General features: G+C 60.8%; 16 protein-coding genes. 8 read left to right on the forward strand and 8 right to left on the reverse strand.

Features of this window, described 5'->3' with window-relative positions:
* Positions 1 to 146: 146 nt before the first annotated feature.
* The 7 genes from O4H31_RS02500 to O4H31_RS02530 all read left to right on the forward strand — a co-directional run bounded on the left by O4H31_RS02500 (position 147) and on the right by O4H31_RS02530 (position 7,425).
* Positions 147 to 737, forward strand: a complete 591-nt coding sequence (locus O4H31_RS02500; RefSeq protein WP_067626358.1) for a helix-turn-helix domain-containing protein — start codon at positions 147 to 149, stop codon at positions 735 to 737.
* A 64-nt stretch (positions 738 to 801) separates the two neighbouring features.
* Positions 802 to 2,394, forward strand: a complete 1,593-nt coding sequence (locus O4H31_RS02505) for an ABC transporter substrate-binding protein (RefSeq protein WP_269342462.1) — start codon at positions 802 to 804, stop codon at positions 2,392 to 2,394.
* Positions 2,395 to 2,472: 78 nt separating this feature from the next.
* Entirely contained in the window at positions 2,473 to 3,582 is a 1,110-nt protein-coding gene (locus O4H31_RS02510; protein ID WP_269342463.1) for a M24 family metallopeptidase, read from the forward strand.
* The gene (locus O4H31_RS02515; RefSeq protein ID WP_067938855.1) at positions 3,576 to 4,583 is read left to right on the forward strand and encodes an ABC transporter permease subunit; all 1,008 of its coding nucleotides are present in this window, start codon (positions 3,576 to 3,578) and stop codon (positions 4,581 to 4,583) included. Before O4H31_RS02510 ends, O4H31_RS02515 begins: the two co-directional genes overlap by 7 nt.
* Positions 4,583 to 5,488 carry an ABC transporter permease subunit gene (locus tag O4H31_RS02520; protein ID WP_067938852.1) on the forward strand — a complete coding sequence of 302 codons (906 nt, stop codon included), beginning with the start codon at positions 4,583 to 4,585 and terminating at the stop codon, positions 5,486 to 5,488. The genes O4H31_RS02515 and O4H31_RS02520 overlap by 1 nt, the downstream gene beginning before the upstream one ends.
* A gap of 3 nt (positions 5,489 to 5,491) precedes the next feature.
* Positions 5,492 to 6,469 (forward strand): ABC transporter ATP-binding protein, encoded by a 978-nt coding sequence (locus tag O4H31_RS02525; protein ID WP_269342464.1) that lies wholly within the window; start codon positions 5,492 to 5,494, stop codon positions 6,467 to 6,469.
* On the forward strand, positions 6,466 to 7,425 hold the full coding sequence (locus O4H31_RS02530) for an ABC transporter ATP-binding protein (protein WP_259946626.1): 960 nt from the start codon (positions 6,466 to 6,468) through the stop codon (positions 7,423 to 7,425). The genes O4H31_RS02525 and O4H31_RS02530 overlap by 4 nt, the downstream gene beginning before the upstream one ends.
* A 15-nt stretch (positions 7,426 to 7,440) precedes the next feature.
* Here O4H31_RS02530 and doeB read toward each other — a convergent pair whose 3' ends face one another.
* The 8 genes from doeB to O4H31_RS02570 all read right to left on the reverse strand — a co-directional run bounded on the left by doeB (position 7,441) and on the right by O4H31_RS02570 (position 15,460).
* The gene (doeB, locus tag O4H31_RS02535; protein WP_269342465.1) at positions 7,441 to 8,430 is read right to left on the reverse strand and encodes a N(2)-acetyl-L-2,4-diaminobutanoate deacetylase DoeB; all 990 of its coding nucleotides are present in this window, start codon (positions 8,428 to 8,430) and stop codon (positions 7,441 to 7,443) included.
* A complete protein-coding gene (gene doeA, locus O4H31_RS02540; protein ID WP_269342466.1) occupies positions 8,427 to 9,608 on the reverse strand; it encodes an ectoine hydrolase DoeA in 1,182 nt (393 codons plus the stop codon). The genes doeB and doeA overlap by 4 nt, the downstream gene beginning before the upstream one ends.
* A gap of 60 nt (positions 9,609 to 9,668) precedes the next feature.
* Positions 9,669 to 10,460, reverse strand: coding sequence for an aspartate/glutamate racemase family protein (locus O4H31_RS02545; RefSeq protein WP_269342467.1), 792 nt, complete (start codon positions 10,458 to 10,460; stop codon positions 9,669 to 9,671).
* A 17-nt stretch (positions 10,461 to 10,477) separates the two neighbouring features.
* A complete protein-coding gene (locus tag O4H31_RS02550) occupies positions 10,478 to 10,918 on the reverse strand; it encodes a universal stress protein (protein ID WP_067626374.1) in 441 nt (146 codons plus the stop codon).
* A 12-nt stretch (positions 10,919 to 10,930) separates the two neighbouring features.
* Positions 10,931 to 12,217 (reverse strand): TRAP transporter large permease, encoded by a 1,287-nt coding sequence (locus O4H31_RS02555; protein ID WP_093927500.1) that lies wholly within the window; start codon positions 12,215 to 12,217, stop codon positions 10,931 to 10,933.
* Between the two features lie 3 nt (positions 12,218 to 12,220).
* Positions 12,221 to 12,859: a TRAP transporter small permease gene (locus tag O4H31_RS02560; RefSeq protein WP_201722001.1), complete on the reverse strand. Its 639-nt coding sequence runs from the start codon at positions 12,857 to 12,859 to the stop codon at positions 12,221 to 12,223.
* A gap of 76 nt (positions 12,860 to 12,935) precedes the next feature.
* Positions 12,936 to 13,946 (reverse strand): TRAP transporter substrate-binding protein DctP, encoded by a 1,011-nt coding sequence (dctP, locus tag O4H31_RS02565; protein WP_269342470.1) that lies wholly within the window; start codon positions 13,944 to 13,946, stop codon positions 12,936 to 12,938.
* 137 nt (positions 13,947 to 14,083) lie between these two features.
* On the reverse strand, positions 14,084 to 15,460 hold the full coding sequence (locus tag O4H31_RS02570) for a PLP-dependent aminotransferase family protein (RefSeq protein ID WP_269342472.1): 1,377 nt from the start codon (positions 15,458 to 15,460) through the stop codon (positions 14,084 to 14,086).
* 64 nt (positions 15,461 to 15,524) lie between these two features.
* Between O4H31_RS02570 and O4H31_RS02575 the strand changes: the two genes are divergently transcribed.
* Positions 15,525 to 16,016 (forward strand): Lrp/AsnC family transcriptional regulator, encoded by a 492-nt coding sequence (locus O4H31_RS02575; protein ID WP_269342474.1) that lies wholly within the window; start codon positions 15,525 to 15,527, stop codon positions 16,014 to 16,016.
* The last annotated feature ends 110 nt before the right edge of the window (positions 16,017 to 16,126 follow it).

Raw genomic sequence — 16,126 nt, forward strand, 5'->3', positions numbered from 1 at the left:
AAAATTTTTGTTGACCCTCAACTTTTTTAATCTCACACAACGAGAAACGAAAAGGCTGCGCCCGGCGCAAGATCGGGCCGCTGTTCACGGGGAGGGTGAATTTGCCAACTGCCAATGGCGATAGTGTATCCACGCTTGGCGCACGTATGCGCAAGCAACGTCATCGTTTGTCCCTGACCTTGCAGCAGTTGGGCGAAGCTTCGGGCGTGTCGGTCGGTTATCTGAGCCAAGTTGAGCGGGGCCGGGCCACGCCGTCGCTGGGCACCCTGTCGCAGATTGCCGTCGCGCTTCAGGTCGAAGTCAGCTTTTTCATCCATACCCCCAAGACCCAAGACAGCCTGACCCGCGCGGATGAGCGTCCCCGCTTTGCCGTGTCGGGGTCTTCCATTGAATACGAGAAAATCGGCGCGGATTTTCCCGGCCATGAGCTGTCATCCTATATCATGAACGTGCCACCGGGCTATGCCTCCGAAGAGGTCGTGCATGAGGGCGAAGAGGTGATCTATATCCTTGAGGGTGAGATCGCGCAGGTCGTCGATGGAGGGGAGCATATCATGCGGCCCGGCGACAGCCTGCATTACCTCGGCAGCAGCCCGCATTCATGGTCCAACAAAACTGACAAGCCCGCGCGCGTCCTTTGGGTGGGCCGGATGCAATACGAACAGGCCGCTGGCGCCAACAGAATACGTCCGAATGAAGGGGCATTGGCCACCGCATTCGCGTCGTCTCGCCCGTAAGGGCGTATCACCTGCGGCGGACAAACCGCTGCCAAAAAACAAACCAATCAGGAGAGTGAATATTATGTCTTTTACAACGAAATTGGCCACCGGCGCCATGCTGGCGGCACTGGGTGCCACAGCCGCATCGGCCCAAGCGCTGGTCTATTGCTCCGAAGGCTCGCCCGAGGGTTTTGACCCCGCGCTTTACACCGCTGGCACCACCTTCGACGCCTCCAGCCACCCGATCTACAACCGTCTGGCCGAGTTCAAAGTCGGCACGACCGAAGTCGTGCCTGCGCTGGCTGAAAGCTGGGAAGTCAGCGAAGACGGCATGAAGGTCACCTTCAAGCTGCGTCAGGGTGTGAAATTCCACTCCAACGACCAGTTCACGCCGACACGCGATTTCAACGCTGACGACGTGATCTTCAGCTTTGACCGTCAGGGCAACGAGGAAAACCCCTATCACACCGTTTCCGGCGGCACATGGGAATACTACGGCGGCATGTCCATGCCCGACCTGATCGAGAGCATCGAAAAGGTCGACGATTACACCGTGGCCTTCAACCTGACCCGTCCCGAAGCGCCCTTCATCGCCAACATGGCAATGGATTTCGCCTCGATCGTGTCCAAGGAATATGCCGACGCGATGATGGAAGCTGGCACACCTGAGATGGTGAACCAAGCGCCCATCGGCACAGGCCCGTTCCAGTTCCAAGCCTACCAGAAAGACGCGGTCATTCGTTACCTGCGTAACGACGAGTACTGGGGTGACCCGGCCAAAGTCGAAAGCCTGATCTTCGCGATCACGCCTGACGCTTCGGTCCGCTACCAGAAGGTGCAGGCGGGTGAATGCCACGTCATGGCATATCCGAACCCGGCCGATGTTCAGGCGATGAAAGACGCCGAAGACATCGTCGTGATGGAGCAGGAAGGCCTGAACGTGGGCTACTTGGCTTACAACACGCAGGTTGCGCCCTTCGACAACGCCAATGTCCGCAAGGCGCTGAACATGGCGATCGACAAACAGGCGATCATCGACGTTGTGTTCCAAGGCTCCGGCGAAATCGCCAAGAACCCGCTGCCGCCGACCATGTGGTCCTACAACGACGCCATCGAAGACGACAACTATGACCCCGAGGCCGCCAAGGCGATGCTCGAGGAAGCTGGCGTCACCGATCTGTCCATGAAGATCTGGGCGATGCCGGTTCAGCGTCCCTACAACCCCAACGCCCGCCGTATGGCCGAGCTGATGCAGGAAGACTTCTCCAAAGTTGGCGTCGATGTTGAAATCGTCTCCTACGAATGGGGTGAGTATCTTGAGCGTTCCAAGTCCAAGGATCGTGACGGTGCCGTGCTGCTGGGTTGGACCGGTGACAACGGCGATCCAGACAACTTCCTCGCGGTTCTGCTGGGCTGTGACGGTGTCGAGAAATCCAACCGCGCCCAGTGGTGCAACGAGGAATTCGACGCGCTGATCCAGAAAGCCAAGGTTCTGCCAACCCAAGAAGAGCGTGCGCCGCTGTACGAAGAAGCGCAGCAGATCTTCAAGGATCAAGCGCCTTGGGCCACCATCGCGCATTCGGTCGTCTACATGACCATGCGCCCCGAAGTTGAAAACTATGTCGTGCACCCGCTGGGTGGCCACATCTTCAACCAAGTTGGCCTGAAGCAGTAACCCTGCCGCTTTGACCAAAGGGGGCGGCATTCTATGCCGTCCCCATTTTATTAACTTCGCCAGCTCGAAAGCCAGCCCATGTCCAATTCACTGAATGATCGCCTCTCGGCCTATGCCGATATCGCCGCCGCACTATCGGTGGACGCCGTGGCGCTGGTGCCCGGCCCGAATTTCACCCGCGCCGTCGACCATCTCTTTATGAGCAACGAGCGCCCCTTTCTTTTGGTAATCCCCGCTCACGGCCCGGCCGCCGCTTTGGTGCCGAACCTTGAATTGGGCAGCTGGGATCTGGTCGGCTTTGACGGTGCCGTTTTCGATTGGCGCGACCAGACAGGCTATGACGATGCCTTTGCCGCGCTGATGCAGCGTCTGAACATCACCTCGCTGGCTGTCGAGGGCCAAGTGATGCGCGTCTTTGTGCATCACGCGCTGAAGAAAGCGCAGCCCGACCTGCGGATCATAGACGCCGAGCGTGAAATTTCCGCCCCGCGCATGATCAAGACCGAGGCCGAAGTCGCCGCCCTGCAAGAGGCCATTAACATTTCCGAACGCGCCCTGCGCGCCACGCTCGACTCTGTGAAACTCGGGCAGACCGAGAAAGAGATTGAGCAGAAACTGGTGCAGATGGTCTTTGCTGAAGGGGCCGATGATCTGTCCTTCGCGCCCATCGTCGCCGCTGGCGACGGCTCGGCCCGTCCACACGCCAAAGCGCGCGAAGATTACCGCGTCAAAGCGGGCGATGCGCTGCTGATCGACTTCGGCGCGCGCAAGAACGGTTTTGCCGCCGACATTACCCGCACTGTTTTCCTCGGCCATGTCAGCGACGAGGGGCGCGAGGTTTATAACACCGTGCTGCGCGCCAACCTCGCCGGGCTGGAGGCCACCCGCGCCGGTGTCACCGCGCATGAGATCGACGATGTGGTGATTTCGGTCCTCGAAGCCTCGCCCTATGCCGACCGCATCCGCACCAAGACAGGCCACGGCCTTGGCCGCGATGTGCATGAAGCGCCTTATATCATGCGTGGCAACCATATGACTTTACCCGCCGGAACGGTGTACACCAACGAACCCGGCCTCTATGAGATCGGCAACTTTGGGGTGCGCATCGAAGATGACGTGCTGATCACCGAAGATGGCTACAAATCCCTGACCAACTTTCCGAAGGAACTGATGGTGCTCCCGTGCTGAAATATGTCTTGTCGCGCCTTGCGACCTTCATCCCGACCTTTATCGGCGTCACGCTGATTTCATTTGCCTTTATCCGCATGCTGCCGGGCGACCCGATCGTCGTCATGGCGGGCGAGCGGGGCATTTCCGAAGAGCGCTACTTGGAACTGCAACAGCAGTTCGGGTTTGATCGCCCGATCTATGTGCAGTTCTGGGACTACTTCACCGGCGTTCTGCAGGGCGATCTGGGCAACTCTTTCGTGACCAAACGGCCTGTTTGGGATGAGTTCTTCTCGCTCTTTCCGGCCACGCTGGAACTGTCGGTCTGCGCAATGATCTTTGCAGTGGCCTTGGGCCTGCCTGCGGGGGTGATTGCCGCCGTGAACCGGGGCAAGTTCTTTGATCGGGCGCTGATGTCCACGGCACTCGTGGGTTACTCAATGCCGATCTTCTGGTGGGCGTTGCTGCTGATCATCGTGTTCTCGGGCAATTTAGGCTGGACGCCAGTCTCGGGCCGGATTGATCTGCTTTATTACTTCCCCAACGCCACGGGCTTTATGCTGATCGACAGCATCGCCTCGGGGCAGGACGGGGCGTTTACCTCGGCGCTGCGGCACCTGTTGCTGCCGACGATCGTGCTGGGCACCATCCCACTGGCGGTGATCGCGCGGCAGACCCGCTCGGCCATGCTCGAAGTGCTGGGCGAAGACTACATCCGCACCGCGCGGGCCAAGGGCATGTCCTCGGGCCGGATCAATGGCATCCACGCACTGCGCAACGCACTTATCCCCGTCATTACCGTGATCGGCCTCTCGGTCGGTACGCTGCTGGCGGGCGCCATTCTGACCGAGACTATCTTTAGCTGGCCGGGCATCGGCAAGTGGATGGTCGACAGCATTTTCCGCCGCGACTACCCGGTGGTGCAGGGTGGCCTGCTGCTGATCGCCGTCATGGTCATGGTCGTGAACCTCACCGTTGACATGCTATATGGCATCATCAACCCCAAGATCAGGAAACGCTAATGGACGACGCACTTTCTGCCGAAGCCGAAATGGTACACGCGCGCCCCGGACGCCTGCGCGAATTCTGGTTCTATTTCCGCGAAAACCGTGGGGCCGTAATTGGCCTGTGGATCTTTGCCGTCTTCGCCTTTCTGGCGCTGTTCGGTCCTTGGATCGCCCCGCATGACGCGACCCAGCAGTTCCGCGCAGCCACGCTGCAGCCGCCTGTCTGGCAGGACGGTGGCACGTGGAGCCACATCCTCGGCACCGACCCACTGGGCCGCGATATGCTGTCGCGTCTGATCGTCGGTGCGCGCTACTCCTTCTTTGTTGGCATCGTGGTGGTCTCCATCGCCGCCTCTGGCGGGATCATCATCGGGTTGATCTCGGGCTTCGCGCCCAAGTGGCTCGACACGATCATCATGCGGATCATGGACATCATTCTCGCCTTCCCATCGCTGCTGCTAGCGCTGGTGCTGGTGGCCATCCTTGGGCCATCGCTGACCAACGCGATGATCGCCATCGCCATCGTGTTGCAGCCGCATTACGTGCGTCTGACACGGGCGAGCGTGCTGTCCGAGCGGCAGAAGGACTATGTGACCTCGGCCCGCGTTGTCGGTGCTGGCACCCTGCGGCTGATGGTCGTGACCGTGCTGCCGAACTGCCTTGCGCCGATCATCGTGCAGGCCGCGCTGTCGTTTTCCACCGCGATCCTTGATGCCGCCGCGCTTGGCTTCCTCGGCATGGGGGCGCAGCCGCCCACGCCCGAGTGGGGCACCATGCTGGCCGAAGCGCGCGAGTTCATTCTGCGCGCCTGGTGGGTCGTGACCTTCCCCGGCCTTGCGATCCTCGTCACCGTGCTGGCGATCAACCTCATGGGCGACGGGCTGCGCGACGCCCTTGACCCGAAACTAAAGCGGAGCTGATTGATGTCTCTTCTGCGTATCCGCAACCTCTCGGTCGATTTTGCCACCGCCTCGGGCAAGTTCCGCGCCGTGGACTCGGTTGACCAAGATGTCGACACCGGCGAAATTCTCGCCATTGTCGGCGAAAGTGGCTCGGGCAAGTCGGTGTCGATGTTGGCGCTGATGGGCCTGCTACCTTGGACCGCGACCGTCACCGCCGATGAGCTGACCTTCGACGGTCACGATCTACTGAAAATGGACCGCCGGGCCCGGCGCAAGATTGTCGGCAATGATCTGGCGATGATCTTTCAAGAGCCGATGTCCTCGCTCAACCCCTGCTTCCCAGTGGGCTGGCAGATCAAGGAATCCCTGCGCTTTCACCTTGGCCTGAACCGGGCCGAGCGGCACAAGCGCGCCATCGAACTGTTCGAGCAGGTTGGCATCCCGGACCCGGAAAAGCGCCTCTTGGTATTCCCGCACCAGATGTCGGGCGGGATGAACCAGCGGGTGATGATCGCCATGGCGATTGCTTGTAAACCCAAGCTTCTGATCGCGGATGAGCCGACGACCGCGCTCGACGTGACCATTCAGGCGCAGATCCTCGATCTGCTGACCTCGCTGCGTGACGAGACGGGGATGGGGCTGGTGCTGATCACCCACGATATGGGCGTGGTGGCCGAAACCGCCGAGCGTGTGAGCGTGCAATATGCGGGTCAGAAGATCGAAGAGCAGCAGGTGCTGCCGCTCTTCCGCGAGCCGCATCACCCTTATACGGCGGCGCTCTTGGACGCATTGCCGGAACGCGCGACCGAGAAACGCCTGCCGACGATTCCCGGCGTGGTGCCGGGCCAGTTCGATCGCCCTGCCGGGTGCCTGTTCTCCCCGCGCTGCAAGTTCGCCAACGACAAATGCCGCGCCGAGAACCCACCACCGCTGAGCGAAGACCTCGGCAAGGCGCGTTGTTTCTATCCGCTTAATACCGATGAAAGGGTCGCGTCATGACTGCCCCCGTAATGACCGCCGACGCGCTGGAGCGTCACTATCAGGTTGGTGGCGGCTTCCTGCGCAAGACCCAGACGCTCAAGGCCGTCGCGGGCCTCGATTTCCAACTGCACCCCGGCAAGACGCTGGCCGTGGTGGGCGAAAGCGGCTGTGGCAAGTCCACGCTGGCACGCATGGTCACGATGATCGAAGAGCCGACCGCAGGCTCGCTGACGCTTGACGGCAAAGCGGTCCGGCCCGAGGATTGGGCCGACCTGCGCCAACATGTGCAGATCGTGTTCCAAGACCCCTATGGCTCGCTCAACCCGCGCCAGCAGATCGGCACGATCCTGCAGGAGCCGCTGGTCATCAACCGCAAGGACATGTCCAAGAAGCAGCGCGAGGAGAAGGCGCGTGAGATGCTACGGCTGGTCGGGTTGCGGCCCGAACACTACGATCGCTACCCGCATATGTTCTCGGGCGGGCAGCGCCAGCGGATCGCGGTGGCGCGGGCGTTGATGTTGGATCCGAAGGTGCTGGTGCTGGACGAGCCTGTTTCGGCGCTTGATCTGTCGATCCAGTCGGCGATCCTGAACCTGTTGGTGGACCTTCAGGAGAAGATGCAGCTGGCCTATCTCTTCATCAGCCACGACCTCAGCGTTGTGCGCCATGTCGCGGATGATGTGATCGTCATGTATCTGGGCCGCGCAGTTGAGAAGGGGCCGAAGGACGAAGTCTTTGAGAACCCGCGCCATCCCTATACGGCGGCGCTGCTCTCCGCGACCCCACGCGCCGATCCCGAAGGCGGCAAAGAGCGGATCAAGCTGCAAGGCGAACTGCCCTCCCCACTGGCGATCCCCGAGGGCTGCCCCTTTGCGCCGCGCTGCTGGAAGGTGCAGGACGTCTGCCGGAAAGAGCGCCCCGTGCTTGAGGGGGCACCGCATCCGGCAGCCTGCTACTTCCCCGTCGACGAATGAGGCGTTGCAGGTGGTTCAGACCACCTGCGCCACCACGCCGATACAATCGCCCATCTTGACCAGCCCCGGCACATGCCGGGCGGTCAGGATGCCGCCAAGCTGCGCATGGGCGGTAATTGCGGGCTGACCGCTGCGGTCGCTGGGCCAGAGCCGCGCAATGGCTTGGCCTTCGGTCACTTCATCCCCCAAATCGACCAGCGGCTCCAGCAGCGCATTCGTCTCGCTAAAGGTGAAGCAGCGCCCATCGGGCATGTCGAGCATCACGGTCTCTGCCATCTCGGGCTCGCCTGCCAGAATTCCAGCATGGATCAACAGATTGCGCGCGCCTTTGCGGGCCACGGCGACGCTCTTGGCCGTCGACGTGCCCGCTCCGCCGAGTTCGGTGGTGACGAAGACCTTGCCCTGCTCCTCGACCTCGGTGTCGAACATGCCGCGGTTGTCGATCTCTAGCATCTTCATGGAATAGGGGGCGTTGAAGGCCTCCATCGCGGCCATGCAGGCGGCCTCTTGCGCCTTGTCGGGCAAGATATGCGCGGCGGCGAAGGGCAGGAAATCCAGCGTGCGCCCGCCTGAGTGGTAATCCAGCACGATATCGGCCAGCGGCACCAGTTCGGTCGCGATGTAATGCGCGATCTTCTGGGTCACCGTGCCGCCGGGGCTGCCCGGAAAGCTGCGGTTCATATTGCCGCCGTCGATGGGCGAACAGCGGCGGCCAGCGGCAAAGGCGGGTTGGTTCATCATCGGCAGGATGATGACGCGGCCCTTGATCTGCGCCGGATCGAGCGTTGCCGCTAGTTCCTGCAGGGCAATCGGGCCTTCGTATTCATCGCCGTGGTTGCCGCCTGTCAGCAGCGCCGTGGGGCCGTCGCCGCCGTGGATCACGGTGATGGGGATCATCACAGACCCCCAAGCGCTGTCATCGCGGCTGTAGGGCAGGCGCAGGAAGCCGTGATGTGCGCCGGGTTGGTCGAGCGGGATGGTCGGGGTGATGGGATTGCTGGTCATGCGGAAACAAACAACTTTCGCGGTGTGGTGCAGAAACATTCATGGCCGATCTCGGTGATGCGGATCGGCTCGGTGATCTCTAGCCCGCCGTCGTCAAGCCAGAGCGCGGGCATAAAGTGGAAGGTCATGCCCGGCTCAAGGATCGTCGTATCGCCGCGGCGGAAAGAGATCGTGCGCTCGCCCCAGTCGGGCGGGTAGCTGATGCCGATGGCATAGCCGCAGCGGCTGTCCTTCTCAAACCCCGCCTTGTTAAGCGTTTTGTTGAAAGCGTTGGCAATATCCTCGGCCTTGTTGCCCGGCTTGGCCTGTTCGAGCCCGGCGTCGATGGCATCCAGCACGGCGCTTTCCGCGTCGCGGTATTTTTGCGGGACATCGCCAAAGAACAGCGTGCGCGACTGCGGGCATTGATAGCGCCGGTGCGCGCCTGCGATCTCGAAAAAGGTCGCCTCGTTGGGCTGCATGGGCCGGTCGTCCCACGTGAGGTGCGGGGCAGTGGCATCCATGCCCGAGGGGGCCATGGGCACGATGGCCGGGTAATCCCCCCAGAACCCCTGAGCGCCGCGAATGCCAGTGGCATAGATCTCGGCCACCAAATCGTTCTTGCGCATCCCTGGCACGGCGACTTCGAGGATGCGAACGTGCATTTCCTCCACGATCCGAGCGGCGCGTTCCATATATTCGATCTCGCGCTCAGATTTCACGGCGCGTTCCCAGTTCACCAGCGCCGTGGCATCCAAAAAGGTCGCCTTGGGCAGCTTGGTCTTCAGCGTGTCATGGGCGCGGGCGGAGTAATAGTAGTTGTCCATCTCAACCCCGATACGCGCGTTCTCTAACCCCATTTCGCTCAGCAGGGCCGAGAGGTCTTCCATCGGGTGTTTTTCGGGGTTTTGGACGTAGCTGTCGTCGTAGCCGCGGATGCAGTCATCCTCCATGAAGACGGTGCGTCTTGCGCCAAGCGCGTCCATGCCGCGGCCCCACCAAACGGGCTCTCCCTCATGGGTCACGATCACCGCTTGGTAGACATAGAATGACCAACCGTCATAGCCCGAAAGCCAAGACATGTTCGACGGGTCGCTGACCACGATCGCATCCATGTTGCGCGCGGCCATGGTCTTGCGCGTTCGGTCGACCCGGCGCTGGTACTCGCTGTTTGTAAAATTCGCCTCATACGTGGTCATAGGCCAGCCCCTTTCATGTCTGGTTACCCGAATATTGTGATCCGGCCAGAGGGGCCGGGATCACGGAATGATGCCCTGTGCATGGGCGCTTGGCATGTCGCAGTCGAACAGACGGCCATAGCCATCGGGACGGCCTGACAGCCCGCCCATCCGTTGCAATGCCCAGCACAGCGCTTGGTTGGAGGTCACGACCGGTTTGCCCAAAGCGGCTTCGATCCGGTCGATCACGTCGACACCGCGCAAAGACGTGCAGGAGAGGAAAAATGCCTCTACTTCCGCTCCGTCCAGTGCTTTGGCGCCGTTGATGATGCTTTCGTCGTCGATCCGCGCCATATCGCGGTCGTCTTCCAAACCGAATGCGCCGTTGCGCATGACCTGTAGGCCCTGCTCTTCGAAATAGGCGGCGAGGGGGGCGGCGGTTTCGGGCAGATAGGGGGTGAGCATTGCCACACGTTTCACGCCAAGTGCTGCAAAACCCGCGATAGCGGCAGAGGCGGGGGTGATGACCGGCACGCCGGGGAGCCCTTCGCCGATGGCCTCGCGTACCGCAGGATTACCGATGGCGACAGAGGCCGAGGTGCAGCAAAAGGCGATGGCCGAAAGCTTGATCCCCGGCACCAGCAGCGCCGCTGTGCGGGCCATATCGGGGGTCATGGCGCGCAGGCGCTCGGGAGTGGTGGGGTTCTCAAACGCGATCCGCGCCACATGCAATGCGGCCTGCGCGGGGTCGATCAACCGCGCCGCGTCCCGCTCAAAGGTCATGTCGGTCGACAGTAGCAGTGCGCCAAGGCGCACGGGGTCATCTTCACGCAAACGGCACTCAAGCGTTTCGCTTTGCACAGGGGGTGTCACCTGAATATTCCTTTGATCTAGACGACAAGCACGGGGCATTTCGCAAGCCCCGTGACTTTGTGTGACACCGATCCCAGCAGATAGCTATCGCCTGTCGCCCCCAACCCGCGAGAGCCGATGACGATGAGGTCGGCATCATGTTTCTTGGCAAATTCGGTCACGGCCCGCGCGGGTCGGCCCGAGCGCACGAAAGCGCGTACATTCTCGACGCCTGCGTCTTTCATCAACTGTTTGCCGTGGCTGATGATCTCGGTCGCATGGGCCTGCATCGCATCGTCGATATTGCCCGGATCGTTCACCCGCACCATCGACAGCGACGCCTCCAGCATCGAATGATGCCGGTAGATCGTCAGCAGCGTCACCTTCGCCCCGGTCAGATTGGCCATCTCTGCCGCCTTCATCAACGCGCGATCGGCATTGATCGAGCCGTCATAGGGGGCGAGGATATGGGTGAACATGACGCTCTCCTCTTATTTCGCAAAGGCCAGATCGCGCAGGAACAGGGCGATCTGTGGGAAGAAGATCAGGGCAACCGAGACGCTCAGCAACATGATGATGAAAGGCGGGGTGCCGCGGATGACCTCCATATAGGGGCGTTTGAAGACCGCGATGGCGGTGAAGATGTCACAACCAAAGGGCGGCGTGGCCGAACCGATGGCGACTTGCAGCGTGATGACGGTGCCGACCAGCACCGGATCAAGGCCAACCGAGTCGACCACCGGCGCAAAGATCGGCACGAAGACGAGGATCACCACGATCGGATCCACGAACATACAGCCGATGAAGAAGGCGATGGAGATCACAAAGAGCACCCCAATCGGCCCCATGCTGTCGATCCCGATGCCCGCCAAAACCGCCTGCGGGATTTGCGCGAAAGAGATCACCCAAGAGAAGGCCGCGCCCGCCGCAACAAGGATGAAGACCACAGCGGTGATCAGCCCGGTGGATTTCGCCGTCTCATAGATGCCAGCAAAGTCGATCTCACGAAAGACGATCATCTCAAGGAAGATGGCGTAGAGCACACAGGCCGCCGCCGCTTCGGTCGGAGAGAAGACACCGCCGTAGATGCCGCCGATGATGATCGCCGGGAAGCCCAGCGGCCAAAGCGCTTGTTGTACCGCGCGGGCACGCTCGCCCCATGTGGCTTTCTCTTCGGTGGGGACGTTGTGGCGGTAGGCGTAGATCACGGAATAGACCGAGAAGAGCGCGAGGATCAGCAGCCCAGGCCCAATGCCCGCGATGAAGAGTTCTGCAATGGATGTGTTGGAAACGACGCCGTAGATGATCATCCCGATGGAGGGCGGGATCAGGAAGGCGATGTCGGAGGAGTTCACGATCAGCGCCAGCACAAAGCTGTCTTTGTACCCGGCCTTGAGCATCCGGGGCCGCAGGGGGGAGCCGACGGCGACGACTGTCGCCTGAGTGGAGCCCGAGACCGCGCCGAACATGGTACAGGCCGCAGCCGTGGCAACCGCCAGACCGCCCTTCATGTGACCCACGAAGGACATCACCATGTCGATCAACCGCCCGGCGGACTGGCCGCGCGTCATGATATCGGCGGCAAAGATAAACATCGGCACGGCGATCAGCGACGCGGGCCGGACGCCTGCCATCATCTGCTGCACCATCGTCTCAAGCTGGCCGAAACCGCCGAAGAGGGAATAGAAACCGACAAACGCGCCGACGATCAGCGGGATCATCATGGGAAAGCCGAGCAGCAGCAGGACGACCATAATGGAGAAAATGGTAGTAGCCATCGTTTAGACCTCCCGCTCGTTGTCGTCGTAGCCTTCCAGCACGCTGGTCGACAGGTAGATGTCAGGCTCGATGATGTTTTTGATGGCGGTCAGCAGGTATTGCAGCCCGGTCATGAAGAAGCCGAAGGGCACCCAGACCAGCGTCCACCAGACCGGCACTTGCAGCGCAGGCAACAGGCGGCCACGCCCGGCTTGGGTCATGATATATTGCAGCGCGTACCACGCGAGGCCGAACATGAAGATGGCGGTGACGAAGGCGATAAAGATCATCAGCACCTTGCGGGGGCGCGGGGGCAGGGCGTCGAAAATCGCCGACATGCGGATATGCCGCCCATGCCGCGCGGCATAGGAGATGCCCGCGAAAGTGATGAGAATGATCAGAATGCTGTTCAATTCTTCGGAAAAGAAGATCGAGCTTTGAAAGACGAAACGGCCCACCACATTGGCAATCGTATTGGCCGCCATCAACAGAACACCAGCGGCGAGCATCACAGACTCAAGCCAGCTGATTGCATTGTCGATTGTGCCCAAAGGGCCGGGGAGGGTGGATTTATAGGTGCCCACGGGGGCGTCATCGGTGCCGGTGGTATCTGTCTGCGATTGCAGTTGCGAACTGTGGTTGTCTTCCGTCACCGGCGTCATCCCGTGAATGGTTCAAAATGGATCGCGTCAAAATAAGGTCACCCCCCGGACAGTGCCGGAGGGTGAAAGGATGCGTTTACTTAACGGCTTCGAGGTCGGCCTTGAATTGCTCAAGGATTTCCTTGCCGCTGTCGCCTGTCATCTCGATAAAGGCTTCTTCGACCGATGCAGCCTTGTCTTTGAAGGGCTGGCGCTCTTCTTCGGACAGAATGTTGATCTGCATGTCAGGCTTCGCCGCTGCGATGTTTTCCAGTGACTTTTCCTGCAGGCCGGACTGGTACTCGAGGATATAATCGAATGCCGCGTCAGAAGCGTTCTGCACAACCTCTTTGTCCTCATCGGACAGACCGTCATAGAAATCCTTGTTGGCCATCACAGCGGTGGTGAAGTTATTGTGGCCGATGCAGGTAATGACCTCAGTCACTTCATACATCTTAGTGGATTCCAGATAGAAGCCCGGGTTTTCCTGACCTTGGATGATGCCGGTCTGCATCGCGCCATAGACTTCGCCCCATGGCAGCGGCGTTGGCGTGGCACCAAAGGCTTTGTAGCTCTCCACCAAAAGCGGGTTGGTCATGACGCGGAATTTCACCTCGTTGAGGTCTTCGGGCGTTTTGACCGGCTCTTGCGTGGTCATGCAGACCTCGCCTTCGGGGAACATCTTGAGCAGTTCCAGACCTTGCTCTGCATAAAGCTCTGGGAACATCTCGTTGATGGCCTTGGAGGTGCGGAAGAACTCGTTGAGTTGCTCACCGTCCTGCGGCAGCAGGTAAGGCACGAAGAACACCTGCGCCTCGGGGATCAGCGCGCCGGTAAAGCCGGGCGACTGGTCCACGAACTGCAAGATGCCGGCCTGCGCCTGCTCCATCGTGTCGACGGATTCACCCAAGGTGCCGTAGGGGAAAAGCTGAACTTCGTGGTCGGAGTTCGCTTCAACTTCTTCTTTGAACTTCTGGGCGTATTTGCCCTGCACTTCGTCCAGTGCCTCTTCGAAGGCATAGCGCCATGTGTCGGCAGAGGCCGCGCCTGCGACACTCGTCACGGCTGCGAGGATACCCCCGGTGATAACGGTCTTGAAAATAGCCATGTTACTCCCTTTCATTTATTGCCCGCGCAGCACAAAGGCCGCAGCGAAACTAATGTCCTGACTGCTAGATCATTTAAACCGATCCCAATCATGTCAATGTGAATATTGATCCATGACAATTTGAGACGCTCTCACAGTCACTCCGTCCTACCCCTGTTGCGTAATCTTGCATCGATCATGCGAATCCCGCGGGCAAATTCGGGAAAGGATTGCCCCCCGACGGCGATACGCAGGCCGGGGTGGCGGTCTGGCGGACCGATGGCAAAGCTTGCTCCATTGGCCACGGCGACGCCGCTCTCGCGGATGGATTTGACCAGTTCAGCCTCTTCGTAAATGTCACGACATGGCAGCCAAAGATGCAGCCCGTTTGGGCTGGTGCGCATGTCGAGCCCGCGAAAGACGTTTGCGGCGAAATCGGCGCGGTCGCGCAGGGCCAGTTGCTGACGGTTGAGGAGAGTCTGGGCAGTGCCTTCTTCGATCCAGCGCCCGGCGATCTCGGTCATCATATTGGTGGCCATCCAACTGGTCACCATATGCCGGTTGGCCGCTGAGGCTCCAAGGTGGTCTGGCACCACCAGATAGCCGACCCGTAGCCCCGGCATCAGGCATTTGGTGAGGCTGGTGAAATAGAGCACCCGTTCCGGGGCCATGGCCGCCATCGGCGGTGGCGGCGCGTCTTGCAGCGGCCCCCATGACTGGTTTTCGATGATCAGCAGGTCATGGCGTCTTGCCACCTCGATCACCGCGGCGCGGCGGTTTTCGGTCATGGTAAAGGCCAGCGGGTTGGCCCCGTTGGGGATTAGGTAGACGGCTTTGACAGGCTCTTTCGCGCAGACCCGCTCCAGCGCTTCGGGGCAGATGCCGCCTGCGTCAACCGTTACCCCTTGCAGACGGACGCCTAAAAAACGGGCGAGGGGGCGCAGGGTGTGGTGGCCGATGTCTTCGCTCACAATCAGATCACCGGGTTGGGCCGCCGTCATCATCGCCACGGTCATCGCGCTGGTGCTGCCATTGGTCGGGATCACTGCCATCCCCTGCAGATCCAACCCACAGAGCGAGAGCCAGCGCCGCACCGCGCTGCTGCTGTCTCCGGCGCGGAGGTCTTGGCGAAACCCGCCCATCATCGCGCGGGGCAAGGAGCGTGCCAATGCGCGGAGCGTCTTTTGCATCGCCTCTTCATGGGCGTGATCCAGCACAGGTTTGAGGATCGACATATCCAGCAACCGCCCGGCGGCCTTGCGGCTGACGAAGGGCATGGAGATATCATCGCTCGCCGCACGCACAAAGGTGCCGCGCCCCACCTCTCCGACGATCTTGCCCGCCTCGACCAGCTTGTCATAGGCGCGGCTGACGGTTTGAACGCTAAGCGACAGATCGAACGCCAGTTGGCGCTGCGTTGGCATCCGGTCTCCGGGTTTGAGCACGCCATTTTGAATCGCCGTTTCAATCGCCTGAACGAGTGATCGGTAGGCAGGTCGGGTCAGGGATCCGGGGTCTGGGCGCCATTTTGTCATGATCGGGATGATCACCACAATCATGACAATTGACAAGTCTGACCTGCGCTCTCATGAAACTGCCATGAGCTTTGTCAAACTGGATAAACGCGATATCGCGGTGCTTTCGATCCTCTCTCGCGAGGGGCGCATCGCTAAATCTGCGCTTGCCGACAAGGTTAATCTAAGTCCCACCGCCTGCGGCGAACGGCTGGCGCGGTTGGAGTCTGCGGGCATCATCACCGGCTATCAGGCCCATGTCGCCCTGCGCCGCATCGCCCCGCATGTCACCGTCTTTGTGCAGGCCGAACTGGGCAACCACCGGGCCGAGGCGTTTCAGCGGTTCGAAGCCGTGATCGCGCAGCATGATGAGATCGTGCAGTGCTGGGCTTTGGGCGGCGGGTTTGACTATCTGCTACAGGTCGTCACCGGCGACATCGACAGCTACCAACGGTTGATGGATGCGCTTTTGGATCAGCAGGCCGGGCTGACGCGCTATTTTACCTATGTGGTCACCAAATCGGTCAAATCGGCACCGCTGCCTCTGTCGCTGCTCTTGCCCGAAGACGAAAGCTGAGCCGCCGTAGTTTTTGCGGCGGGCAGGGGGCCGCGCCGCAAAACCTCCTGCCGATGGGCTGATATTCGGTCAAACCCGCGCCGCATCCTGTCTTACCTTCGGGGCAATTC

This window comes from Sulfitobacter dubius (genome assembly GCF_027214245.1).
GTDB classification, from domain to species: Bacteria; Pseudomonadota; Alphaproteobacteria; order Rhodobacterales; family Rhodobacteraceae; genus Sulfitobacter; species Sulfitobacter dubius_A.